19 protein-coding genes are annotated in these 21599 nt (G+C 71.9%); 9 read left to right on the top strand and 10 right to left on the bottom strand.

Features of this window, described 5'->3' with window-relative positions:
* The first annotated feature begins 163 nt into the window (after positions 1–163).
* Positions 164–1039, top strand: a complete 876-nt coding sequence (locus tag ADL15_RS16875) for a helix-turn-helix domain-containing protein (protein WP_232344169.1) — start codon at positions 164–166, stop codon at positions 1037–1039.
* A gap of 16 nt (positions 1040–1055) precedes the next feature.
* Positions 1056–1253 (top strand): DUF397 domain-containing protein, encoded by a 198-nt coding sequence (locus tag ADL15_RS16870; protein ID WP_067691322.1) that lies wholly within the window; start codon positions 1056–1058, stop codon positions 1251–1253.
* A 17-nt stretch (positions 1254–1270) separates the two neighbouring features.
* Here the strand turns inward: ADL15_RS16870 and ADL15_RS16865 are convergent, their stop codons facing one another.
* Complete coding sequence (locus tag ADL15_RS16865) at positions 1271–2098, bottom strand: NAD-dependent epimerase/dehydratase family protein (RefSeq protein ID WP_067691319.1); 828 nt, start codon at positions 2096–2098, stop codon at positions 1271–1273.
* A gap of 56 nt (positions 2099–2154) precedes the next feature.
* Here ADL15_RS16865 and ADL15_RS16860 point away from each other — a divergent pair, with 56 nt between their 5' ends.
* From ADL15_RS16860 to ADL15_RS16850, 3 genes are read left to right on the top strand one after another with little or no spacing between them, the layout of a single operon-like run.
* Positions 2155–3123, top strand: coding sequence for a 2-hydroxy-3-oxopropionate reductase (locus tag ADL15_RS16860; RefSeq protein ID WP_083971343.1), 969 nt, complete (start codon positions 2155–2157; stop codon positions 3121–3123).
* On the top strand, positions 3120–4043 hold the full coding sequence (locus tag ADL15_RS16855) for an HpcH/HpaI aldolase family protein (protein ID WP_198170820.1): 924 nt from the start codon (positions 3120–3122) through the stop codon (positions 4041–4043). The genes ADL15_RS16860 and ADL15_RS16855 overlap by 4 nt, the downstream gene beginning before the upstream one ends.
* A 31-nt stretch (positions 4044–4074) precedes the next feature.
* A complete protein-coding gene (locus ADL15_RS16850) occupies positions 4075–5823 on the top strand; it encodes a thiamine pyrophosphate-dependent enzyme (protein WP_067691313.1) in 1749 nt (582 codons plus the stop codon).
* Between the two features lie 116 nt (positions 5824–5939).
* Here ADL15_RS16850 and ADL15_RS16845 read toward each other — a convergent pair whose 3' ends face one another.
* The 5 genes from ADL15_RS16845 to ADL15_RS16825 all read right to left on the bottom strand — a co-directional run bounded on the left by ADL15_RS16845 (position 5940) and on the right by ADL15_RS16825 (position 11392).
* Positions 5940–6548 (bottom strand): sensor domain-containing protein, encoded by a 609-nt coding sequence (locus ADL15_RS16845; RefSeq protein WP_067691311.1) that lies wholly within the window; start codon positions 6546–6548, stop codon positions 5940–5942.
* A gap of 2 nt (positions 6549–6550) precedes the next feature.
* Entirely contained in the window at positions 6551–8401 is a 1851-nt protein-coding gene (locus ADL15_RS52975) for a M48 family metalloprotease (RefSeq protein ID WP_067691307.1), read from the bottom strand.
* 47 nt (positions 8402–8448) lie between these two features.
* Positions 8449–8913 (bottom strand): hypothetical protein, encoded by a 465-nt coding sequence (locus ADL15_RS16835; protein ID WP_067691302.1) that lies wholly within the window; start codon positions 8911–8913, stop codon positions 8449–8451.
* 142 nt (positions 8914–9055) lie between these two features.
* Positions 9056–10204, bottom strand: coding sequence for an RCC1 domain-containing protein (locus ADL15_RS16830; protein ID WP_067691300.1), 1149 nt, complete (start codon positions 10202–10204; stop codon positions 9056–9058).
* Between the two features lie 144 nt (positions 10205–10348).
* Complete coding sequence (locus ADL15_RS16825) at positions 10349–11392, bottom strand: glycoside hydrolase family 43 protein (protein ID WP_067691290.1); 1044 nt, start codon at positions 11390–11392, stop codon at positions 10349–10351.
* Between the two features lie 221 nt (positions 11393–11613).
* Between ADL15_RS16825 and ADL15_RS16820 the strand changes: the two genes are divergently transcribed.
* Together ADL15_RS16820 and ADL15_RS16815 are read left to right on the top strand one after the other, a co-directional pair.
* A complete protein-coding gene (locus ADL15_RS16820; protein WP_232344166.1) occupies positions 11614–14364 on the top strand; it encodes a TIM-barrel domain-containing protein in 2751 nt (916 codons plus the stop codon).
* Positions 14365–14424: 60 nt separating this feature from the next.
* Positions 14425–14601 carry a hypothetical protein gene (locus ADL15_RS16815; RefSeq protein WP_157441412.1) on the top strand — a complete coding sequence of 59 codons (177 nt, stop codon included), beginning with the start codon at positions 14425–14427 and terminating at the stop codon, positions 14599–14601.
* Here ADL15_RS16815 and ADL15_RS16810 read toward each other — a convergent pair.
* Complete coding sequence (locus ADL15_RS16810) at positions 14598–15986, bottom strand: alpha,alpha-trehalose-phosphate synthase (UDP-forming) (RefSeq protein WP_067691268.1); 1389 nt, start codon at positions 15984–15986, stop codon at positions 14598–14600. The genes ADL15_RS16815 and ADL15_RS16810 overlap by 4 nt on opposite strands.
* A gap of 189 nt (positions 15987–16175) precedes the next feature.
* Between ADL15_RS16810 and eno the strand changes: the two genes are divergently transcribed.
* Positions 16176–17444, top strand: a complete 1269-nt coding sequence (gene eno / locus ADL15_RS16805) for a phosphopyruvate hydratase (protein ID WP_067691262.1) — start codon at positions 16176–16178, stop codon at positions 17442–17444.
* 58 nt (positions 17445–17502) lie between these two features.
* Positions 17503–19434: a diguanylate cyclase domain-containing protein gene (locus ADL15_RS16800; protein WP_157441411.1), complete on the top strand. Its 1932-nt coding sequence runs from the start codon at positions 17503–17505 to the stop codon at positions 19432–19434.
* A 74-nt stretch (positions 19435–19508) separates the two neighbouring features.
* Here the strand turns inward: ADL15_RS16800 and ADL15_RS56450 are convergent, their stop codons facing one another.
* The 3 genes from ADL15_RS56450 to ADL15_RS16790 all read right to left on the bottom strand — a co-directional run bounded on the left by ADL15_RS56450 (position 19509) and on the right by ADL15_RS16790 (position 21371).
* Positions 19509–19634: a hypothetical protein gene (locus tag ADL15_RS56450; protein ID WP_269748349.1), complete on the bottom strand. Its 126-nt coding sequence runs from the start codon at positions 19632–19634 to the stop codon at positions 19509–19511.
* Positions 19635–19773: 139 nt separating this feature from the next.
* Entirely contained in the window at positions 19774–20595 is an 822-nt protein-coding gene (locus ADL15_RS16795) for a hypothetical protein (protein WP_067691250.1), read from the bottom strand.
* Positions 20592–21371, bottom strand: coding sequence for an endonuclease/exonuclease/phosphatase family protein (locus ADL15_RS16790; RefSeq protein ID WP_198170818.1), 780 nt, complete (start codon positions 21369–21371; stop codon positions 20592–20594). Before ADL15_RS16790 ends, ADL15_RS16795 begins: the two co-directional genes overlap by 4 nt.
* Between the last annotated feature and the right edge of the window lie 228 nt (positions 21372–21599).

Genomic DNA, 21599 nt, shown 5'->3' with positions numbered 1-21599 from the left:
CGCATCGCTTCTCCTCGCCGGGGATGGGGGACACGAGCCGATCAGCCCACCGTTGCACGGACCCATGAAATCCGCAATATGCGGATTACAGGTCGGCACATTTGCAATTTGCGAATGACTGTCATGTTGCCCGCACGAGGAGCGGACCGGGAGGATGCAGCGTGTGACCCAACGCCAGAGTCCCACCGTCAGGAGGCGACGCCTCGCCCTCACGCTCAAGCAGCTCCGGGCGGGCGCGGGGCTGTCCGCCGCGGACGCGGCGCGCAGTGTGGACCATGACGCGAGCTGGCTGTCGCGGATCGAGAGCGCCGAGGTCCGGCCGCACCCGAACGACGTCCGGGCACTGCTCGGGGTGTACGGGGTCACCGGCGACCAGGCCGAGGCGGTCATCGCCGTCGCCCGGCAGGCGAAGCAGCGCGGCTGGTGGCAGCGCTACAGCGACGTGCTGCCGGACTGGTTCTCCACCTACGTCGGGATGGAGTCCGAGGCCTCGGTGATCCGCACCTACGAGTGCCAGATGGTCCCCGGGCTGCTGCAGACCGAGGAGTACGCGCGGGCCGCGTTCCAAGGTGCCCCGGTCCCGATGCGCGACGACGAGGTGGAGCGCCAGGTCGCCCTGCGGCTGGAACGGCAGGCCATCCTGAACTCGGACGACCCGCCGCACCTGCGCGTGGTCGTCGACGAGGGCGCGGTGCGCCGGCTGGTGGGCGGCCCCGCGGTGATGAAGCAGCAGCTCGACCGGCTGCTGGAGGCGTCCGAGCAGACCAACGTGCAGATCCTCATGCTGCCGTACGCCGCCGGGGTCGGCTTCGACGGCAGTTTTGTCATCCTGGACTTCCCGCCGCTGCCCGAGCCATACCCGGACGCGGTGGAAGATCGGATGGTTTACGTCGACACGCTCACCGGCGCCCTATATCTGGAGCGACCGGGTGAAGTGTCCGCGTATTCTGCGGCATACGAGCAACTGCAGGCGCTGTCGCTGGGACCCAAAGAAACCCGGGCTACTATCAGCAAGATCTTTGCCGATTTGGTTACGTAGAAGGAGGAGTCGGGCGATGGACCTGTCTCGCGCAGCATGGCGCAAGAGCACCCGTTCGGGTTCGTCCGGCAACTGCGTGGAGGTGGCCGGCAACCTGCCCGGCGTCGTCGCCGTGCGGGACTCGAAGGACCCCTCCGGCCCCGCCCTCCTGTTCACCCCCGCCGAGTGGGACGCCTTCCTCGAGGGCACCAAGGCCGGCGAGTTCGACCTCTGACCCGATAAGCGCCCTGGTCAGCCCATGCGCTGGCCCAGCGGCCAGTCGCACCACCAGGCGCCGACGCGGTTCAGGTCCGGGTCCACATCGAAGTCCGGTTCGCCGAACTCGGCGAGGCGCTCGGCCGCGAACACCTCGGCGTCGTCCTTCGGGAAGTAGCCGAGCGCCTCACCCTCGGCCAGCGACCACCAGCGCCGCGTGTTGCGGCTGACGCCCCAGATGATCCGGAAGCCGGGGCTGGGCGCGGACAGGCACGCCTCGACCATGCGGGCGCCGTCGTCCGGGGAGAGCCAGGTGGCCAGGCCGCGGTTCTGCGGCGGGGTGGGAAACCACAGACCTATGCGTACGCAGATCAGGTCCAGCCCGAACCGGTCGGCGTAGAGGCTCGCCAGGGACTCGACGGCGGCCTTGCTCCAGCCGTAGAGGGTGTCCGGGCGCGGCGGCAGGTCGGCGGGCAACCCGGCCGGATAGGTGGCGACGTCGCGCGGGTGGAACCCGGCCGCGTGTGACGACGAGGCCAGCACGAACCTCGTGATGCCCTGGCGGCGGGCGGCTTCCAGCAGGTGGTGGGTGCCCAGGGCGTTGGCGCGCAGCACCTCGTCCGCGTCGGCCTCCTTGCTCTGCCCGCCCAGGTGCACGATGGCGTCCACCCCCTGGCAGGCGGCGGCGACCGCGTCCGGGTCGGTGAGCGAGCCGAGCACGACCTCCTCGGCCAGAGCGTCGGCGCCCTCGATCTCGGGCGGCCGGACCAGGTCGAACAGCCGCAGGACCCGCCCGTCGGCGACCAGGCGCGACCGCAGTGATGTGGCGACCTTGCCCGCCCCGCCGGTGACCAGGATGCGCATCGGAGCCCTCCTCCATCTGAGTGGGCGCCGAGCCTAGCATTCATCTTCGTACATAAATGGCACTTGACCCGCCCGTCGCTTCTTCCTATGTTGAGCGGCATCCAGCTACACAACATGCATCTACATATGTGGACGAGGTGAGCATGCGGAAGATCGGCTTCATCGGTCTCGGCGTCATGGGCGCACCGATGGCGGACAACCTGGTGAAAGCCGGCTTCGACGTGGCCGGGCACACCCGCCGGCGGGACGGCACCGATCGCCTGGTCGCGGCGGGTGGGCGGCGCGCGGCGACGATCACCGAGGCGGTCCGGGGCGCGGACGCGGTGATCACCATGCTGCCCGACTCCCCCGACGTGACCGCGGTGATGCACGGCCCGGACGGGGTGATCCGGCACGCCGCGCCCGGTGCTCTGATCATCGACATGAGCACGGTGAGCCCGGAGACCGCGCGGCTGGTCGCCGCCGCGGCCGGCGCCGCCAGTCTGCAGGCGCTGGACGCCCCGGTATCCGGCGGCGAGCAGGGCGCCATCGAGGCCACTCTGTCGATCATGGTGGGTGGCGCGGCCGGCGCGTTCGAGCGGGCCCGGCCGATCTTCGAAGCGCTGGGCACCACGATCGTGCACGTCGGACCGGTCGGTTCCGGTCAGCTGGTCAAGGCCGCCAACCAGCTCGTCGTGGCCGGCACCATCGAGCTGGTCGCCGAGGCGATCGTGCTGCTCGAGGCGAGCGGGGTGGACGCCGCGCTGGGCCTGGAGGTGCTCGGCGGCGGGCTGGCCGGCAGCACCGTGCTGGCCCGCAAGGGCGCCGCGATGCGGGAACGCCGGTTCGCCCCCGGCTTCCGGGTCGACCTGCACCACAAGGATCTCGGCATCGTGCTCGACGCGGCCCGCACCGCGAAGGTGGCCCTGCCGCTCGGCGAGCTGGTCGCCCAGCTGATGGAGGCGGTCCGCGAGATGGGCCACGGCAGCCTCGACCACGGGGTGCTGCTGCGCGGCGTCGAGCAGCTGTCCGGTCGCAACCGATGAGCGGCCCCGAGAAAGAGGGACGACTGGCGATGAGCGGGCTGCGGGACCGGCTCGCCGCCGGGGACACCCTGTTCGGTACGTTCCTGGGGCTGGGCTCCGCGCTCGCCACCGAAGCGTGCGCGGTGGCCGGCTTCGACTGGCTGCTGGTCGACCTCGAGCACGGCGGTGGTGACGAACGTGCCCTGCTGCACCAGCAGCTCGCCGGCGAGGCCCGCCGGATCCCGGTGCTGGCCCGGGTCGAGTCGGCCGAACGGATCCGCACCGGCCGGCTGCTCGACGCCGGGGTGGCCGGCGTGATGTTCCCGCGCCTGGACTCGGTCGGCGACGTCCGCGCGGCCGTCCGCCACCTGCGCTACCCGCCCGAGGGCGACCGCGGCGTCGCCACCTACAACCGGGTGTACGACTTCGGCCTGCGCCCGGACCGCCTGGACACCGCGAACGACGGCGTGGTCGGCATCGTGCAGATCGAGAGCCGCAGCGCGCTGACCGCGACCGCCGAGATCGCCACGGTGCCCGGTGTGGACGTGCTCTTCGTCGGCCCCCGCGACCTCTCCACCGACCTGGGCTGCCCGGGCCGGTTCGACGCGCCGGAGTTCCTGGCCGCTCTCGACCAGGTCCTCGCGGCCGCGAAGGACGCCGGGATCGCCGCCGGGATCCTGGCCGGTGACCAGCGGCAGGCACTGGCCTACACCGCGCTGGGCTTCCGCTTCGTCGGCGTGGGTTCGGACGCGTCCCTGCTGGCCCGGGCCGCCGCCGACACCGTGCGCCACCTACGCGGCGGCCCGGCGACAAGCGGCGGCCCGGAAACAAGCGGCGGACCAGAAACGAGAGGCGGCCCGGAGAAAAGCAGCGAGCCGGCAGGAAGCGGCGGCCGGAGGGAAACAGGACCGCTTTGGCGCGATAGGTCGACCAACAGATGACGGACCGGGTCAGCGGCGGCAGGCTGGAGGCATGGGAACCACAGTTGCAGACGATCTTGTCAGTATGCTGGTCCAGGCCGGGGTGACCCGGATCTACGGGCTGGTCGGGGACAGCCTCAACGCCCTCAGCGACGCGGTCCGGCGCAGCGGCGGCGCCGCGAAGGGCGGCCTGGACTGGGTGCACGTGCACAACGAGGAGGCGGCCGCGTTCGCCGCGTCGGCCGACGCGCAGCTCACCGGCAAGCTGGCGGTGTGCGCGGGCAGTTGCGGCCCCGGCAACACCCACCTGATCCAGGGTGTGATGGACGCGCACCGCTCCGGTGCGCCGGTGCTGGCGCTCGCCTCGCACATCGCCACCAAGCAGGTCGGCTCCGGCTTCTTCCAGGAGACCCGGCCGCAGGAGCTGTTCCAGCAGGCCAGCCACTACTGCGAGACGGTGTCGACACCGGAACAGCTGAGCCGCTGCACCCGGCTCGCGGTGCAGAACGCGATCGGCAAGGCCGGCGCGTCGGTGCTGGTGCTGCCGGGTGACGTGCTCGCCGCGGACAGCGCCGGTGAGGCCCTGGAGAGCGCCACGGTCACCACCCGGCCGCTGACCGTGGCCGACCCGGCCGCCGTCCACGAGCTGGCCGAGCGGTTGAACGCCGCCGAACGGGTGGCGATCTTCGCGGGGATCGGCTGCGCCGGGGCGCGCGACGAGGTGCTGGCGCTGGCCGGGACGTTGCAGGCGCCGGTCGGGCACACGCTGCGCGGCAAGGACGTGCTGCAGCACGACAATCCGTACGACGTCGGGATGACCGGGCTGCTCGGCTACGGCGCCTGCTACCAGGCGCTGCACGAGGCCGACCTGGTGCTGCTGCTGGGGACGGATTTCCCGTACGACGAGTTCCTGCCGCAGCAGCACACCGTGCAGATCGACATCGACCCGGCGCGGCTGGGCCGGCGCACCCCGCTGGTGCAGGGCCTCGCCGCCGACGTCGGTACGACCCTGCGGGCGCTGCTGCCGCTGCTGCGCGAGCGCACCGACCGGTCGTTCCTGGACACCATGCTGCGCAAGACCGAGCACAACCTCGAGCACAACGTGGACGCCTACCGCACCGCCACCCAGCAGCAGACCCCGATCCACCCGGAGTACCTGGCCGGCCTGCTCGACGAGCTGGCCGCGCCGGACGCGGTGTTCACCGTCGACACCGGCATGTGCTGCACCTGGGCCGCCCGGTACCTGACCCCGAACGGACAACGGCGGATCCTCGGCTCGTTCGTGCACGGCTCGATGGCGAACGCGCTGCCGATGGCGATCGGCGCCCAGATCGCCGCACCGGACCGGCAGGTGATCACGTTCTCCGGCGACGGCGGGCTGGCCATGCTGCTCGGCGAGCTGCTCACCGTCAAGACGCACCGGCTGCCGGTGAAGGTGGTGGTGTTCAACAACTCCAGCCTCGGCATGGTCCGGCTGGAGATGCTGGTGGCCGGCGACCCGCCGTTCGAGACCGACCACGACGAGGTCGACTACGCCGCGATCGCCGCGCCGATGGGTTTCCTGACCCGCCGGGTGACCGACCCGGACGACCTGCGGGCCGCGATCACCGAGGTGCTGGCGCACGACGGGCCGGCGCTGCTCGACGTGGTCACCACCAAGGACGCCCTCGAGGTGCCGTCGCACGTGACGTTCGCCGAGGCGCGCGGCTTCGCCCTGGCCCTGGGCAAGGTCGTACTGTCCGGCGGGGTCGGTGACGTGCTGCGGCTGGCCAAGGCCAACGTCCGCAACATCCCGACCTGACGGCTCCGGGCTGGTGCTCAGGGGTGCCTCAAATGCTTCGAGGCACCCCTGAGCACCAGCCGATGCCCGCAGGCGCGCAGCCACCGCACGGGTCCTCACGAGGAGGCGGGGCGGGGTCAGTTCGGCGCGGTGGCGCGGTGCTGAGCGGTGGTGACCAGGCGCGCGGTGAGTGCGGCGTCGACCGGGTCCGGGCCGCTGTGCATCAGCAGGATCACCGTGGGGCCGCTGCGCGCGACGACCAGGTTCTCGTGGACCGAGTAGCCCGGGCCCCGCGCCTCGATCGCCGCGCCGGCACCGGTCGCCGCCGGGGTGACGGTCACGTGCAGCTGCGGGCCGGTGCCGTCGCTGAGCAGGTAGGACCGGCAGGAGGCCAGCATCCCGCGGGTCTCGTCGACGAAGCGGCCGGCGGCGCCGTCATCGTCGTACCGAAGAAGGATCTCCTGGATCCGGGCGAACCCGGCGGCGTCGGCGAAGTTGACCCGGGACTCGTGCACGCCCGGTGCGGTCATCGGTTGCAACTCCAGGCGGTTCATCGCGGGTGCGCAGCCGGGCGGCTCCGAGGTGAGATCGGTGACCGGCAGGGCGGGCGCCTCGGCGAAGCCGGCGGGCAGATCCGCAACGGTCAGCAACACCGTGGAGGGCGGGCGCACGACCGGGTCCGGCGCGGACCCGGTGCACCCCGCGACGCCCAGCGGGAGAATCAGCAGCAGCCGCAGCACCGACATGGTCAGCTCGCTTTCGGCAGCGGGCCGCCGGCGACGCTGAGCACGCTGTCGCAGCGGGCCAGGATCAGCAGCAGCGCCTGCCCGGAGGAGGCCGGATCGGTCAGACTCTGCCCGGCCTGGCGCAGCACCGGGTCCTCGGTCCGGGTCAGGTAGCCGCCGACCCACTGCAGGCCGCCGGGTTCGGCCGGGCCCGGTAGCCCCGCCGGACCCAGCCGATGGATCCAGAGGCAGGCATAAACCGGGTTGCCGGTGGGTGGCGGCGCGATCGCGTCCCATCGCGCGCCGTCCGCCGGTTGCGGTTCAACCCCTTTCCGGTACGACCAGGGCACGACCGCCACCAGCACCAACGCCGACCACAGCCCGGACAGCACGGCGACCCGCACCGCCCGCGCCGTCCGCCCGGCGCCAGCACCCACCCCGAGCAGCGCGAGCATCGCCACGGTCAGCACCACCACGAGCGGCACCACCCGAGCCGGTGTGAGCAGGGTGGCCGCGAGCACGGCCGGCGACCAGCCGGAACTCGCCGCCAGCCGCACCGCGAGCAGCACCATCGCCAGCGGCACACCCAGCAACGGCACCCCGGCCGGCAGCACCCGCACCGGCCGGGCTCCCACCGCTGCCGCCCAGCCCGCCACACCCACCCCGAGCAGCAGCGCCGCCCCGGCGACCACCACGGCAGTGGCCGGAGCGGCCGCGGTCAGATCCAGCTGCGCGGCCCGTCCCCCGGCCGTCGGGAACGCGGCCCACCAGTCGGCCGACGCGCGGGGCGCCAGCTGCGTACCGATCAGCAACCCACCGCCGAACACCGCACCGAGACCGGCGGCATGCCACCACCGCAGCCCGGCCGGCAGCCCGAGCCCGCCGATCGCCGGCACCGCGGTCAGCAGCGCCGCCACCAGGTACGCGGTCCACGCGTCCCCCGGGAAGGCCAGCTCGACCAGCAGCGCCAGCTCGGTGCCGAGCAGCCCGGCCCCGGCCCCGGCGACCAGCACGCCGGTGAGCGCGGGCCGGGACAGCAGCGCGGGCTCGGCCAGCACCGCGAGCCGGCGGCGCGGGCTCGGCGCGATCCGCAGCGGCCCGTGCGTGCCGTTGCCGATCGCCGCGATCAGCGCGGGGGTGCGGTCCGCGCCGACCGGTGCCCGGGCCGCCGGGTCGTCGCGCAACGCCCGGGCGTCCGCCTCGAACTCGCGCGCCCGGTTCGCCGACCGGACGGCGAGCGCCAGCATCCCGGTGACCGCCAGCAGTCGCCAGGTGAGCTGCGGTGCGACCACCTGGCCCGGACCGGCCAGCCGCCACGCGTCCACCGCGACCGGCACCACGACCACCAGCAGCGACGCGTACCAGCAGGCCATCGTGGCGCCGTACCGGGTGGCGTCGCCGGTGCGGGCGTGGCCAAGCTCGTGGGCCAGCAACGCCGAGTCCCGCGGCGAGCCCTTGATCGCGCTGACCGTCGACTCGAGCGGCACGACCAGCCGGTAGGGCGGCCAGGCCCCGTAGACGAACATCTCGCCGGCGCCGCGGACCTCGGGGCGGGGCGGGCGGCTCAGCCCGGCCGCCGCGGCCCGGGCCCGGATCTCGCGTCCCATCGCACCGTCCGGTGGCAGCGGGCCGTGCCGCCGCAGCCGGATCAGCGCCGGACGACCGAAGTAGATCAGTACGGCCACGGCGAGCAGCACCGCCGGCCCGGCCAGCACGGCCCGGGCTTCGAGGCCGAGGGCCAGGCTCGCACAGCCGGTGAAGTCGGTGGCGGCCGCGCAGCGCCCGCCGGTCCCGGCGCGCAGGCCGAGGAACCAGTGCCCGGCGAACATCGCGGCGGCCACCGTGCTGAGCCCGACGGTGACGAACCTCGGCACCGACGGGTTACGAGGCCCCGCGGGGACGCACCGTGGCACCGGCGGGCTCATAGGTCGGCGGGTGGCCGCAGCCGCCGGGTGATCGCGGCGGCGAACTCCTCGGCCGACCGGTCCGGGAAACCACGCAGCTGCGCGGTCGCCAACGCTGTCGTGTACACCTCGGCGAGCTGCTCGTCGGTGAGCTTCTCCGGCACCGGCGCGGACAGCTGCGGCCGCGGCCGCCGCCAGTGCAGCAGGCGACGGCCGGTGTACCGGAACACGTCCTCGAGCAGCATCTCGGCCAGCTTGCCGCCGGCAAACCCGACCACGAACATGCTCCACGACGCGATCTGGTCGATCGGCACGCCCGCCCCGGTCGGATGCCCGCGCCGGCCCGGCTTCGGGACCGCGGGCCAGGGGCGGCGCCGGTACGCGTCCAGCACCGTCGCCAGCTCCGGCAGCTCCCACGGGGCGAGGTCGGTCAGGACCTCCCGGACGACGTCCTCACCGGTCCGCTGCGCCGGCGCTCTCATCGCGGCCTCCACAAAGCCATGCCGAGATACAAGCACCTCCGGGAGCCGCGGAAATCAGCTGAGCGCACGGCGCTGCCTGCCGATCAACGGACCGCGAACGAGGGGTGCCCCGCCACGGCGGAGCACCCCGGGTGACCGGCGGTCAGGCCGGCAGCGGCACCGCCGCCGGGGCCGGGCGCTGCGTGGTGGTGCCGTCGCCCAGCTGGCCGTTCGCGTTGTTGCCCCAGCACCACAGGCTCGCGTCGGTGCGCAGCCCGCAGCTGTGGTAGCCGGTCACGTGGTCACCCGTCCAGGTGGTCGCGTCACCGACCCGGGTCGGCACGTTCCGGCCGGTGGTGGTGCCGTCGCCGAGCTGGCCGGTGCCGTTGTTGCCCCAGCACCACAGGCTGGCGTCGGTACGGCTCGCGCACGCGGTGTTGAAGCCCGCGTCGACGTCCGTCCACGTGGTACCGCTTCCAGCCTGGGCCGGCGCGGTCTGGTAGGTGGTGCCGGCGCCCAGCTGGCCGTAGCCGTTGTCGCCCCAGCACCACAGCGTGCCGTCGGAGCGGGTGGCGCAGGCGAATGCGTAGCCGGCGCTCACGCTGGTCCAGGTGGTGCCGGTGCCGACCTGGGCCGGCGGGATGGACGGGGTCAGCCGGCCCAGACCGAGCTGCCCGTCGCCGTTGTCGCCCCAGCACCACAGGGTGCCGGCGCCGCGCAGCCCGCAGGTGTGCGCGAACCCGGTGGTGACGGCGGTCCAGTCGCTGCCGGTGCCGACCCGGGTCGGGGTGGTCGCGTAGTAGACGACACCGGGGTCGATGCCCAGCTGCCCGAGCCGGTTGAAGCCCCAGCACCACAGGCTGCCGTCGGTGCGGGTCGCGCAGGCGTGGCTGTCGCCGGCGCTGACCGAGGCCCAGGTGGTGGCGTCGCCGACCCGGGTCGGGACCTTCCGGCCGGTGGTGGTGCCGTCGCCGAGCTGGCCCCGGCTGTTGGCGCCCCAGCACCACAGGCTGGCGTCGGTGCGGACCGCGCAGGTGAAGCTGGTGCCGGCGTCGATGCTGGCCCAGGTGTCGGTGCCGATCCGGACCGGTGCGGTGCGGCCGGTGGTGGTGCCGTCGCCGACCTGCCCGCTGTAGTTGCCGCCCCAGCACCACAGGCTGGCGTCGGTGCGGATCACGCAGGTGTGCGCGTATCCCGCGGCCACGTCGGAGGTGGCCGCGGCGCTCGCGGCGGTCGTCCCGACGAGGGTGAATCCGATGACTGTCGCCGCCGTCGCGAGGACGGCTCGCACCACATGCCAAACCTGGCTCATGCCTTGCTCCTTGTGTCGGCCCGGAAGGAGAGAGCGGCTGGGAGCGCTCCCAACACCTGCACGGCATTCATATCATCGACGTTTCCGAATAGCTACCGGAAGATGACCGGACCCGGCGCCGGCGCACCGAGAGCCGGGGTCGCTCTACTCGAAGAACTTCAGGCTGTAGCCGGTGTCGGCGGCCGGGCCGGGCACGTTGGCGCGGGAGTAGGTGGTACCGCCCCACCAGCAGAACGTGCCGGTGTACCAGTACCGGTTGTCCCAGGAATACGGCGTCCCCTTGGGCACCGCGTGATACATCAGCGGGAACCGCGGCCCGGCCGGCGGGCTGGTGCCGATGTCGCCGTTGAGCAGCACGAAGCTGTGGTGCCCGGGCCCGTTCGCGTTCACCGTCGGGTCCCAGCCGGCCATCATGGTGGCCCGGTTCGAGCCGAACAGGCAGCCGTTGGACTTGTACCAGTCCCAGACGTAGGTCGGGTCGCCGCCGGCCCGCAACCGCAGGTCGGCCACGCAGTACTGCTCGCTCCAGCTGCCGTTCGTCGAGTACGTGACGTGCAGCCGCCCGTCCGGGTCGCGGATCGCCTCGGGACCCTCGTTGATGTAGGGGTTGCCGACCACCCGCTCCCAGCTCTCCCGGGGCTGCGAGATCACGTACCGCGCGCCGGTCGTCGCGGTCGGGCTGCTCATCCGGGCGATGTAGAGGTTCTGCTCGACATTCGTGGTGCCGGCCCAGCCGGACCAGACGAACCAGCGCTGGTTTCCGAAAATGAACATGGTGCCGTCGATCGCCCACCGGTCGTCGGGCAGCGCCATCCGGGTCGCTGCGGTGTACCCGGCGTCGGCGGTGGCCGAGCTGATCACGTACATCCGGTGGGCCGCGCCGCGCCCCGCGGTGAAGTAGACGTAGTAGCGGCCGCCGTCGTAGTGCACCTCCGGCGCCCAGACCTCGCCGAGGTTGCCGGTGTCCGACCACACCTGACGGGCGGGCGCGGCGGCCAGAGCGTCCGGCGAGGACGCCTGACGGACCGCGATGCCGCCGTTCAGCGCCTGCACCGCGACGTAGGTGCCGCCGACGCGCAGCACGCTCGGGTCGGCGGCGCGCAGGTTCGTGCGGGCGGCGGTGGCCGGAGCAGGCGCCGCCGCCAGGGCGAGCAGGCCGGTCAGCACGAGCAGGACGAGCTTTCGCATGGCAGCTCCACGGCGTCGGTCGAACGACGTACGCAAATGTTGAAGTTTGTTGACAATAGAGCGGCCCGGCACCGGCGGGCAAGACCGAGAGCGCTCTCTGCGATCGGTCGTGATCCATTGACGGGATTACCGGTGGGTGACAGCGTGGTGATCAACAAGTTTCGCCCGCTACCGAAAGGGAGCGTCTGGTGCGCCCACTCGTCCGACGCAGAGTTGCCGCCGTGGCCGCTCTGGCTCTGATCACCAGCGGTCTGGCGGCGACCTCGCCGGCCCAGGCCACCGCGAAGAAACCGCCCGCCGTGATCTCCGGCAACGCCCGCTTCCAGGTCCTGTCCCCCACCCTGATCCGCACCGAATACGCTCCGGGCGGCAGGTTCACCGACGGGGACACGTTCAACGTGATCGGACGCGGCGGCTTCGCGCCGGCCCGCTTCACCCAGCGGATCACGCACGGCTGGCTGACCATCGAGACCGCCGCGGCGACGCTGCGGTACCGGGTCGGTTCCGGTCCGTTCGACAAGGACAACCTTTCGGTACGACTGAAGAGCGGCCGGCAGACCGTCACCGCCGCGCCCTGGGCCGGCCTGGGCGCCCCGGACTGCGCGCCCGGCACCCTGTGCGAGGCCGAAGCCCTGTCCCTGAACGGCCTGAGCTCGGCGACCGATCACCGCGACTGGACCGGCCAGGGCTTCGTGGCCGGCTTCGAGGGCACCGGCAACGCGCTCACCTTCGCGGCCACTCCCCCGGCCGCCGGCACCCGGCAGCTGACCGTCCGGTACGCCAACAGCCAGGGCGGCGACGGCCAGAACGTCGCCCGCACCCTGACCGTCACGGTCGACGGGGTCGCGGCCGGCACCCTGAACCTGCCGCCGACCGCGAACTGGGACACCTGGGGCCTCGCCTCGGTACCCGTGGAGCTGACCGCCGGGCGGCACGAGATCAGCCTGGTCCGCACCGCCACCGACTCCGGCAACGTGAACGTCGACAGCCTGGCCCTGCTCGCCCCCGGCGCCGGCTACCCGGCACCCACCCCGCCCGGTCCGCAGCCGTGCGCGTTCGGCGCGGTCTGCGAGGCGGAGACCGGCCTGCTGACCGGCGGGGCGAAACTCGCCGACGACCACAACGGCTACGCCGGCGACGGCTTCCTGGCCGGGCTGGAGAGCACCACGGCGGGCGCCGCCCTGACCGTCACCGGGGTCCCGAAGGCCGGCGACTACCAGGTGCAGGTGCGGTACGCCAACGGGCAGGCCGGCAGCCAGCCGGTGCAGCGCCGCACGATCACCGTGGCGGGCACCGCGCTCGACCTGCCGGCGACCAGCGGATGGGACTACTGGCGTACAAAATCGGTCGTGGTGTCGTTGCAGGAGGGCACGAACACCGTGACCCTGGGCTGCCCCACCGACCAGAGTTGCCACGTCAACGTGGACACCGTGGCGGTCACCGCGGCACACTCCCCGCTGCTCGCCCCGCACGCGCCGCTCGGCGGCTACCGGCGCGGCCTGGACGGCGTGAACGGCGGCGCGCGCACCTACGCCGGGCTGCTCTACCAGGACGGCTGGTCGCTGCTCGACGACTCGGCCTCGGCGCTCTACCGCCCGGCCACCCGGACCGTCACCCCGCGCCCGGCCGCCGGGCAGGACGGCTACGTCTTCGCCTACGGCCAGGACTACCGCCGCGCGCTGCGCGAACTGTCCACCCTGACCGGCCCGACCAAGCTGCTGCCCAAGTGGGCCTACGGCGTCTGGTACTCGGAGTACTACGACCGCACGGCCGCCGAGTTCGAGGCGATCGTGGCGCGCTTCAAGAGCGAAGGTGTACCGCTGGACTCGTTCGTGGTGGACACCGACTTCAAGGCGCCGGACCGGTGGAACGGCTGGGAGATCGACCCGACCCGGATCCCGGACTGGACGAGTTTCGCCGCCGCGCTGCGCAAGCAGGGTGTGCACACCGGGCTGAACATCCACCCGAGCATCCTCGGCACCGACCCGCACTTCGCCGGCGCGCAGGCGCTCGCCAAGGGCAAACTGCAGAAGACCGGCTGCAACAGTGGTCCGGACTGCTACGTCTTCGACTTCGGTGACGCCGACCAGCTCAAGGCCTACCTGTGGCTGCACGACCAGATGGGCGCCGAGGGCGTCGACTTCTGGTGGCTGGACTGGTGCTGCGACGCGGCCCGCTCCACCCTGGCCGGGGTCACGCCGGACGCGTGGATCAACCAGCAGTACGCCGACCTGACCGGTTTCGCCTTCTCCCGCGCCTACGGCTCGCTGCAGGCCGGCGGCTACGGCAACCCGGGCGCGGTGCCGACCGGGCCGTGGGCCGACAAGCGGACCACGCTGCACTTCACCGGTGACACCATCTCGAACTGGGAGACGCTGCGCTTCGAGGTCGGTTACACGCCGGGTGAGTCGGCGGCGACCGGGCTGGCCGCGGTCAGCCACGACATCGGCGGGCACACCGGCGGGCTCCAGGAGCCGGGCAGCGAACCGGGCAGCACCAAACTGCCCGACGACCTCTACGCCCGGTGGGTCCAGATGGGCACGTTCCAGCCGATCGACCGCCTGCACTCCAACCACAGCGACCGCCTGCCGTGGCAGTACGGCCCGGCCGCGAACGCCTCCGCGAAGAAGTTCCTCAATCTGCGCAAGAAACTGCAGAGCTATTCGTACGCGGCGGCAGCCGAGGCGACCCGCACCGGCACGCCGATGGTCCGCGCGATGTACCTGGCCTACCCGGGTGAACAGGACGCGTACGCGACCGCCGGCAGCCAGTACCTCTACGGCCCGGACCTGCTGGTCGCCCCGGTGACCACACCGGGCACGACGGCGACCACCACGGTGTGGTTCCCGCCCGGCACCACCTGGACGGACTACTTCACCGGCAAGCGCTACCCGGGCGGGACCACCGCCGAGGTCAGCACCACGCTGGACACCATGCCGGTCTTCGTCCGTTCGGGCGCCAAACGGCCGTAACACGGGATCCGTCGCGGCCGGACGGTTCCTGTGGGACCGTCCGGCTGCGAGAATCCGGTGATGAGCGACGTGACGAACAAGTCCGAGGCCGAGCCGGGCACGATGGGCCGGCGAGCCTTCTTCAGCCGGGCGTTGCTGCTGGCCGGTGCGGCCGCCGGCGTGCCACTACTGGCCGGATGTCCCGGCGGCAGCGGTGATGACGATGACGATGACGACGACGGGGATGACGACGACTAACTCTTGCCCAGCGCGGTGAGGAAGTCCTGGGCCCAGCGGTCGATGTCGTGGTCACGTACCTGCTCGCGCATCGGCCGCATCCGCTCGGCCTGCTCACCCGCGTCGGCGTTCAGCGCGTCCATCAGCGCGCGCTTGATGTCCTCCACGTCGTGCGGGTTCACCTGGAACGCGGTCGTCAGCTCCGCGGCGGCGCCGGCGAACTCGCTGAGCACCAGCGCACCCTGGTCGTCGTAGCGGGCCGCGACGTACTCCTTGGCGACCAGGTTCATCCCGTCGCGCAGCGGGGTGATCACCATGACGTCGGCGGCCAGGTAGAGCGCGACGAGCTCCGCGCGGTTCATCGACTGGAACAGGTAGTGCACCGGCGCCTGACCGACCGCGCCGAACTCGCCGTTGATCCGGCCCACCTGGTGTTCGACCCGGGCCCGCAGCTCCTGATATTCCTGGACCCGCATCCGGCTCGGCGTGGCCACCTGGACCAGCACCACGTCGTCGTTGGAGACCGTGCCGTCGGCGAGCAGTTCCCCGTACGCCTCGAGCCGCTGCTCGATGCCCTTGGTGTAGTCGAGCCGGTCCACGCCGAGCAGCAGCCGGCGGTCACCGCCGAGCTCGTGGCGCATCCGGCGGGCCTCGGCCTGCACGTCCGGGTCGGCGGCCAGCTTCTCCACCTCGGCGACGTCGATCGAGATCGGGAACGCGCGGGCGGTGACCGTGCGCCCGTCGTACTCGACGTGCTGCTCCTGCGGGTCCAGGCCCAGCAGGCGGCCGGTGAGCTGCAGGAAGTTCTGGGCGGCGAGCGGGCGCTGGAACCCGACCAGGTCCGCGCCGAGCAGCCCGCGCAGCAGCTCGGCCCGCCGCGGCAGCTGCATGAACAGCTCGACCGGCGGGAACGGGATGTGCAGGAAGAACCCGATCCGCAGGTCGGGGCGCAGCTCCCGGAGCATCGCCGGCACCAGCATCAGCTGATAGTCGTGCACCCACACGGTGCCATCGACCGCGGTCAGCTGCGCGGCCGCTTCGGCGAACCGTCGATTCACCGATTCGTACGCCTGGCGCCACGGCCGGCGGTGCGTCGGCTGCTCGACCGCGTCGTGGAACAGCGGCCAGATGGTGCCGTTGGACTGCCCCTCGTAGTACCTGTCGACGTCGTCCTCGCTGAGCCCCACCGGGTGCAGGTGCATGCCGTCGGTGTCGAACGGCTCCGGCGCGTCACCGGGCTGCCCGGTCCAGCCCACCCAGGCGCCACCGTGACCGCGGACGATCGGCTGCAACGCGCTGACCAGGCCACCGGGGCTGCGTGCCCAGCTGCGGCCGCCGTCGGCGCCGACCACCTCGTCGACCGGCAGACGGTTGGCGACCACCACGAACTCGTACGTCTCACTCACTTCGCTGTCCTCACGACATCGTGATACCGCTGCGCGGACCTGCTGAAACACTTCCGTCGCGGTCACGCGTGCGCCGACCCTAAACCCGTACCCCGGGGTGCGGGTCAACGCGACGCTCATCGCGGTGACAGCACGCCCGGCGAGCGGCCAGTCTGGTCCGGCACATCAGCGCGGATCAGGGAGCAGACGATGACGGCTATCAGCCGGGTGACCGGACGGCAGATCCTCGACAGCCGGGGCAACCCCACCGTCGAGGTGGACGTGGAGCTGACCGACGGGTCGATCGGCCGGGCGGCGGTGCCGTCCGGGGCGTCGACCGGGGCGAACGAGGCGGTCGAGCTGCGCGACGGCGACCCGCGGCGCTTCCACGGCAAGGGCGTGAGCCGGGCGGTCGCCGCGGTCAACGGCGAGATCGCCGCCGCGGTGACCGGGCTGGACGCCGAGGACCAGGCGCTGGTCGACACGACGATGGTGGAACTCGACGACACCTTGGACAAGGGGCGGCTGGGCGCCAACGCGATCCTCGGGGTGTCCCTGGCCGTGGTGAAGGCCGCGGCGAGCGCGCACCGGCTGCCGCTCTACCGCTACGTCGGCGGGGTCGGCGCCCGGCTGCTGCCGGTGCCGATGATGAACATCGTCAACGGCGGGGCGCACGCCGACAACCCGCTCGACTTCCAGGAATTCATGATCGCCCCGGTCGGCGCCGGGAGCTTCTTCGAGGCCGTACGCATGGGGTCGGAGGTGTTTCACACGCTGCGCCGGCAGCTGGCCGCGGCCGGGCACAGCACCAACGTCGGCGACGAGGGCGGGTTCGCGCCGACCTTCGGTGACGCCGACGAGGCCCTGCGGTTCGTGGTGCGCGCCATCGAGGAGTCCGGCTACCGCCCCGGTACGGACATCACCGTCTGCCTCGACCCGGCCAGCTCCGAGTTCTTCCGCGACGGCGCCTACGTCTACGCCGGGGAGGGCCGCACCCGCAGCGTCGACGAGCACATCGCCTACCTGCTGGAGCTGGCCGGCCGGTACCCGATCAGCTCGATCGAGGACCCGATGGCCGAGGACGACTTCACCGGCTGGCGCGCGCTGACCGCCCAGGCCGGCGACCGGCTCCAACTGGTCGGCGACGACGTGTTCTGCACCGACGCCGACCGCCTGCAGGCCGGCATCGACGGCGGCTACGCCAACGCGATCCTCGTCAAGGTCAACCAGATCGGCACGCTCACCGAGACGCTGCGCACCGTCGACACCGCCCGGCGGGCCGGGTACCGGGTGGTGCTGTCGCACCGCTCCGGCGAGACCGAGGACACCACGATCGCCGACCTGGCCGTCGCCACCGGCTGCGGGCAGATCAAGACCGGTTCGCTGTCGCGCAGCGACCGGACCGCCAAGTACAACCAGCTGATCCGGATCGAGGAGGAGCTGGGCGCGTCCGCCCGATACGCCGGGACCTCCTCATGAACGCGCTGTCCTTGCCGATGGACGGGTAGCCCGACCCCGCCTCGACGTAGGGAGCGTTTTGCCAGGGACCCGAGCCCGCTGGGTGCCGCGCTCGGTGCCGCGCTCGCTGACGCGCTCGGTGCCGCGCTCGCTCACGCGTGACCCCGTGCTGGCCGGGTTGCTCGTGCTCACCGGGCTGGTCCTGGTCGGCTACCTCACGCCGGTCGGTGGCAGCTGGGGCCGGCTGCTGGCGTTCTGGCCGATCCAGATCGCCCTGGACGTGGTCCTGCTGGCCGGTTCGTACCGGGTCGTCCGGTTGCCGGACATCCCGGCGGACACCCGGCGGTTCTGGCGGTCGATGACCCTGGCCGGCGCGCTGCTGACCCTCAGCGACGTCGTGCAGGCCGCGCAGAACCTGCGGCACATCACGCCGGCGCTGCTCAACTCCGGCAACCTGCAGCTGGCCCTGATCGCGGCCGGGATCGCCGGCCCGATCTGGACCATGCTCACCCACCCGATCCCCGGGCTGCGCCGGGAGAAGCTGCGGTTCTGGCTCGACGCCGGCGCCACGATCATCGCGGCCGCGGTGTTCATCTGGACGCTGCTGATGCCCGACCTCGACAGCCGCGGCGGCGCCGGGCTGCTGCTCTACACGGCCAGCTCCGCCGCGATGCTGGTCGCAGCGTTCGGCGTGGTGAAGCTGACCCTGGCGGACAATCCACCGTTCAACCGCGGCGCCGCGATCACCGGCGGCCTCGGTGCCTGCCTGGTCGGGGTCTGCACCATCGTGGCGCCGCCGGTCGAGGAGTCCTGGACCCTGCACCTGTTCATGGTCAGCCGGCTGGTGCCGTGCGTGCTGCTCGCCGCGTGCGCCCGGTTCCAGGAGATCGGGCTGCGCGCCGACGCCGCGGCCGGCGGCGGCACGCGTCCGGCGCGACGCCGGCACAGCCCGCTTCCGTACGTGGCGGCGATCGCGGCCCAGTTCCTGATGATCGTTTTGCTCTTCCGGGCCGGGCTGCCGCTGCAGCTGGCCGGCGGCGTGATCGGCGTGACCGTGGTGATCGGGCTGGTCATCGCCCGGCAACTGGTCACGTTCGCCGACGTCGACACGCTGGTGACCGAGGTCAGCCGCCAGGAGCAACGGTTCCGCGCGCTGGTCCGGCACGCCTCCGACGTGACCCTGGTGGTGGACCGGGCCGGATCGATCACGTACGCCAGCCCGGCACTGCACCGCGTGCTCGGCCTGCCCGCGGAGACCGTGACCGGCACCCGGCTGGCCGACATCCTGCACCCCGACGACGCCACCCAGCTCGACGACGTGGTGCTGCGCTCGGCGGCCGACCCGGACCGCGGCGTGCCGTGGCGCGCCCGGGCCCGGCACAGCGACGGCGGCTGGCGCTGGCTGGAGATCATCAGCACCAACCGGCTGGACGACCCCAGCGTCGACGGCATCATCTCCAACGCCCGCGACATCACCCTGGCCCGCGACCTGGAGCAGCAGCTGCGGCACCAGGCCAGCCACGACCAGCTCACCGGGCTCGCCAACCGGCTGCTGTTCACCGAGCGGCTGGACCGGATCGCCCGCGACCCGTTCCTCGGCAGCCCGCCCGGTGGCGACGCCGGGCCGGACCGGCTCGTCGGGATGCTGGCGATCGACCTCAACGACTTCAAACCGATCAACGACACCCTCGGCCACCAGGCCGGCGACACGGTCCTGATGATCGTCGCCCACCGCCTGAGCGCGTGCGCGGGCGACACCGCCACGGTCGCCCGGCTCGGCGGCGACGAGTTCGCCGTCATCCTGCACCCCACCTCGGTCGCCGAGACGGCGGCGCTGGCCGACCGGGTCCGCGCGGCCATCGCCGAGCCGATGCACGTGGCCGGCCAGGACCTGACCGTCAGCGCCAGCATCGGCGTCGCCACCGGCCCGCCGAACGCCGCCGAGGAGCTGCACGAGGCCGCCGACGCGGCGATGTACGAGACGAAGCGCGACGCCAAGGCGAGCCGCTGATCCGTACCCGATCGGGGTGGTGAAAATCGGTCATCCACCACCCCGTCGTCGGCCCTGCGGATGCCGGGTGACGCTCAGGGTCGCGTCGTGACCCGGCGCTTGCGGCGGATTCCGGTCACCGGCACCGCGATGATCGCCGGCAGCAGGCCCAGCCGGTTCCCCATGCCCGCGCGTGCCCTCGGGAACAGCACGACGGCCACCAGCGGGCCACCGGCCAGCGCAGCTCCCGCCGCCGGAATCCAGACCTCGTCCCAGAAGTAGATGGTCGCCCCCGGCGGATAGACGGCGACGATATCGCGCTGCCGCCATCCATCTCCGCCCCGCGGGGCGCCGGTCAGATCACGGCGTCGACAGCGTCGGCGCGTCGTACGAGCGGCACAGGAATCGGGTGGTCAACTGCTCGAGGACGTACCGCCCGGTCTCGCCGGAGTCGCTCACGTTCAGGAACCGCCGACGGCTGAGCTCCTGACGCTTGTGCGACAGCTGGGAACCGTCGACCTTCCAGTCGTACGTGTGGACCAGCGCGAGACGATCGTCCACCATCATGCCGAGGTCGTTCGGGATGGTCTGCTGCACGAACACCTGAACGCTCTGCACCCGGTGACTGGTGGCGAGTCCGATCCACTCCTCGCGGCGCATCTTGAGCTGGCTGGCCCGCTCGGCGCCCTTGGCGTCCTTGAACAGTGACCCGATGAGACTCTCGTCAGGCACGAAGATCTCCACAGCCAGTGCCGGGTGCGGATGATCCTCGAAGTACTGCGAAAGCCTCGAGCTGAAATTCAGTGAATATCCCCAGATCCGCAGCGTCCGGGGCCGCCGCTCGCCCGAGACCGCCGTGATGGCGAGTTTGATCCCGTCGTCCACGTCCACGATGGCCACCGAGGTGTCACCGGTCCCGGCCGTGGATCCGCCGGCGAAGAGCAGCCGGTTCACCAGCCGGTAGAAGGCCATGACCACGAGAAGCACGAACAGCACGGAGCCGAGGTGGAAGACCAGCCGCAACCGGCCCAGCATGGTCCCGGCGTCACCGGTGGCCGCCGGATCGAGGCCCAGCAGCGAGAACATCGTCGCGTCGGTCAGGGTGAGCACACCCCAGATGCCGAGCGCGCCGGCCAGGGCGAAGGCCAGGACGCGAAGCCGCTGGTCTGCCAGCGGGTTCATCGCCCGGCCACCGGCAGGTCGATCTCGGCGACGATCGGCAGGTGGTCGGAGGCGGTCAGGCCGGACTCGCCGCCGATCACCTCGAGGCCACGGAACCGTTCAGCGACCGGTGCGCTCGCGAACATGTAGTCCAACCGGACGATCGGATCTGCTTTCTCCCGGGACACCGGCGTCGGATACGTGGGTGTCGCGGCTTTCGCGCCCAGATCGGTGTACCCGTGGTTGAGCAGCACCGAGATCGCATCGGTGTCGATGCCACCGCCCGGTCCTCGCAGGCGCGTCGTCATGGTGCGCGGTGCGCCGGCGAGTTCCAGCCCCTCGGCGTCGCCGGGTGCCACGCTGTTCATGTCACCCATCACGATCGCCGCGTCGGCGGCGGCCGCCCGGGCGGCGACGATCTGCATCTCCCCGACCCGGAACACCGACGCGAACGGGTGAAGGTGGGTCGCCACCACGGCCACCGACCCGATCTCCGTCTGCAGGGTGATCCTGGTGTAACCGTTCTGCATGCTGACCGACTTGCCCGACCTCTCCACCACCGGGAGATCCGGCCGGAAGAGGATGGCGATGTGGTTGCCGCTGGCCGACCGGTTCAGCACACCCGTCATCCCGAGCTCGCGCTCGAACAGGCGAAGACGGGCCTCGTCGTCGTCCGCGAACCCCCGGCACTCGTTCAGGCCGAGAATGTCCGGCCCGGCCGTCCGGATGATGTCGATGAGCAGATCGGTGCGGTCACCCTTCGAGAGATTCCCGCCCTCGAGGATGTTATAGGACATGATTTTCATGAGACCCACCCACAAGATCGTCACCGGCCTGGCGGGCGGTGGGCAAGAATACTAACCAGAACACGGCATCCCCGCCGAGATCAGCTACTCATGATCGCCAATGCAAGATCACTATTGTGACATTTCCGCTGGTCGATCAGATACGCGAGGGTGATTCACTGCGGAATAGCGGCCACTCACCGCTCATGGTCCACCTGACCACGCTTGTCGTCATCCCGC

The organism is Actinoplanes awajinensis subsp. mycoplanecinus (genome assembly GCF_001509495.1).
GTDB classification, from domain to species: domain Bacteria; phylum Actinomycetota; class Actinomycetes; order Mycobacteriales; family Micromonosporaceae; genus Actinoplanes; species Actinoplanes palleronii.
Note: the sequence above shows the minus strand (reverse complement) of the source record. Positions and strands in the feature narration are given on the sequence as shown.

Bases quoted from the DNA above. Each gene is read 5' to 3' on its own strand.
- ADL15_RS16855 (WP_198170820.1), top strand. From the start codon at position 3,120: ATGAGCGGCCCCGAGAAAGAGGGACGACTGGCGATGAGCGGGCTGCGG.
- ADL15_RS16815 (WP_157441412.1), top strand. From the start codon at position 14,425: ATGAGCGACGTGACGAACAAGTCCGAGGCCGAGCCGGGCACGATGGGC.
- ADL15_RS16865 (WP_067691319.1), bottom strand. From the start codon at position 2,098: ATGCGCATCCTGGTCACCGGCGGGGCGGGCAAGGTCGCCACATCACTG.
- ADL15_RS16835 (WP_067691302.1), bottom strand. From the start codon at position 8,913: ATGAGAGCGCCGGCGCAGCGGACCGGTGAGGACGTCGTCCGGGAGGTC.
- eno (WP_067691262.1), top strand. From the start codon at position 16,176: ATGACGGCTATCAGCCGGGTGACCGGACGGCAGATCCTCGACAGCCGG.
- ADL15_RS16830 (WP_067691300.1), bottom strand. From the start codon at position 10,204: ATGAGCCAGGTTTGGCATGTGGTGCGAGCCGTCCTCGCGACGGCGGCG.
- ADL15_RS16860 (WP_083971343.1), top strand. From the start codon at position 2,155: ATGGCACTTGACCCGCCCGTCGCTTCTTCCTATGTTGAGCGGCATCCA.
- ADL15_RS16790 (WP_198170818.1), bottom strand. From the start codon at position 21,371: ATGTCCTATAACATCCTCGAGGGCGGGAATCTCTCGAAGGGTGACCGC.
- ADL15_RS16845 (WP_067691311.1), bottom strand. From the start codon at position 6,548: ATGTCGGTGCTGCGGCTGCTGCTGATTCTCCCGCTGGGCGTCGCGGGG.
- ADL15_RS16825 (WP_067691290.1), bottom strand. From the start codon at position 11,392: ATGCGAAAGCTCGTCCTGCTCGTGCTGACCGGCCTGCTCGCCCTGGCG.
- ADL15_RS16795 (WP_067691250.1), bottom strand. From the start codon at position 20,595: ATGAACCCGCTGGCAGACCAGCGGCTTCGCGTCCTGGCCTTCGCCCTG.
- ADL15_RS16850 (WP_067691313.1), top strand. From the start codon at position 4,075: ATGGGAACCACAGTTGCAGACGATCTTGTCAGTATGCTGGTCCAGGCC.
- ADL15_RS16870 (WP_067691322.1), top strand. From the start codon at position 1,056: ATGGACCTGTCTCGCGCAGCATGGCGCAAGAGCACCCGTTCGGGTTCG.